Source organism: Streptomyces alkaliphilus (assembly GCF_014141535.1).
GTDB lineage: Bacteria > Actinomycetota > Actinomycetes > Streptomycetales > Streptomycetaceae > Streptomyces > Streptomyces alkaliphilus.
The window spans coordinates 1-1,999 of sequence record NZ_VKHT01000919.1 but is presented as its reverse complement, the minus strand read 5'-3'; the positions used below and the strand labels follow the sequence as shown (position 1 = coordinate 1,999).

The 1,999-nt window shown below is 73.5% G+C and carries 1 protein-coding gene; it reads left to right on the top strand.

The features are described from left to right. A partial coding sequence (locus FNQ90_RS21140; protein WP_407699411.1) for an ABC transporter ATP-binding protein occupies positions 1 to 1,933 on the top strand: 1,933 nt, incomplete at its 5' end. Positions 1,934 to 1,999 lie beyond the last annotated feature (66 nt).

The following is a 1,999-nucleotide window of genomic DNA, read 5'->3' as shown; positions in this document are numbered from 1 at the left end:
GGGCACCCCCGAGACCCCCGCGCGGACGGCCCGGCGTTCCACCGTGCGCTCCCTGCTCCGCCTGTGGCCGTACGTGCGGCCCGTGCGTTCCCGCCTGTTCACCGCCGTCGTGGTGGCCGTGCTGGCCTCCTCGATGGCCCTGGTGATGCCGATCATCCTGCGTGAGCTGGTGGACGGCCCCGTCGCCGACCGCGACCCCGGCGGTGTACTGCTCGGAGGGCTGATCCTGCTGTTCGTCGGCGTCGTCGAGGCGCTCCTGTTCGGCCTGCGGCGCTGGCTGGTGGCCCGCCCGCTCGCCCAGGTGGAGGCCGACATGCGCGCCGACCTCTACCGCCACGTGCAGCGGCTGCCGGTCTCCTTCCACGATCGCTGGTCCTCCGGCCAGTTGCTCTCCCGGGCCACCGGCGACCTCCAGCAACTGCGGCTCTTCCTGGCCTTCCCGCTGACCTTCCTGGTGGTCAACACCACCACCATCGTCATCGGCGCGGCGCTGCTGCTCTCCCTGCATCCGCCGCTGGCCCTGGTGGTCCTGGCACCGGTGCTGCCGCTGATCGTGGTGTGCACCGTCTTCGAGCGGTACTACTCGGTGGCCGCGCGCCGCGCGCGGGATCAGATCGGCGATCTGACCACCGTGGTCGAGGAGTCGATCCTCGGCATCCGGATCATCAAGGGCTTCGGCCGCCACCGCAGCCAGGCCGCCGCCTTCCGGGAACTGGCCGAGCGGCTGCGCGACACCGAGGTGCGCAAGGCCCGGCTGCTGGGGCTGCTGATGGCCGTCATCTTCAGCGTCCCCGAGCTGTTCATGGGCGCCGTGGTGGTGCTGGGCGTATTGCAGATCGCCTCCGGCGCCATCACCGTGGGCACCCTGCTGGCCTTCGTGACCATCGCCCTGGCGCTGCGCTGGCCGGTGGAATCCTTCGGTTTCCTGCTGGCCATGTCCAACGAGGCGGCCACGGCGGCCGACCGGTACTTCGAGGTCCGCGACACGCGCGGCCCGGTGGACCCGGGCGCGGGCACCGCCGCCCCGGTCGACGGCGCCCCCGCGAGCCGGGGACGGGACGCCGGTCTGCGGTTCGAGAAGGTCGTCTTCCGCTACCCCGACGCCCCCGCCGACACCCCTCCGGTGCTGGACGGCATCGATCTGCACGTGCGCCCCGGCGAGACGATGGCGCTGGTCGGGGCGACGGGCTGCGGGAAGACGACACTGACCGCCCTGGTCCCCCGGCTGCACGAGCCCACCTCGGGCCGGATCACCCTGGACGGCACCGACATCATGACGCTGCCCCGCACGGAGGTCCGCCGCCGGGTCGCGATGGCCTTCGAGGAGCCCACCCTCTTCTCGGCGACCGTCCGGGAGAACGTGTTGATGGGCGCGCACGCCGCCCCGGAGGCCGGTGACCCCGGGAGTGACGAGCCCGCCGGCACCCCGGCCGCAGGCAGCATCCCGGCCGCAGGCAGCATCCCGGCCGCAGGCCTCGAGGCCGAACTGGAGAGGGCCCTGCGCATCGGCCAGGCCCGGGACTTCGTCACCGCGCTCCCCCGGGGCGCCGAGACCGAGGTCGGCGAGCAGGGCATGAGCCTGTCCGGCGGCCAGCGCCAACGCCTCGCCCTGGCCCGTGCCGTCGTCGGCCGCCCCCGCTTCCTGGTCCTGGACGACCCGCTGTCCGCGCTCGACGTGCACACCGAGGCACGGGTGGAGGCGGCGCTGCGCGAGGTGCTCAGCGGTACCACCGCCCTCGTGGTCGCCCACCGCCCGTCCACGGTGCAGCTCGCCGACCGGGTGGCGCTGATGGAGGAGGGTCGGATCACCGCCGTGGGCACCCACACCGAACTGCTGGCCTCCAGCGCCGAGTACCGCCGGCTGATGACCGGGAGGGCCGAAACCGCCGGGACATCGGCCCGGTCCGACTCCGAGGAGGTCCCCGCACCGTGACCACCACCGTTTCCGGCGGCGGCCCCGGCCGGCCCCCCTCCCCCCTGCCTCTTATACACATACCCG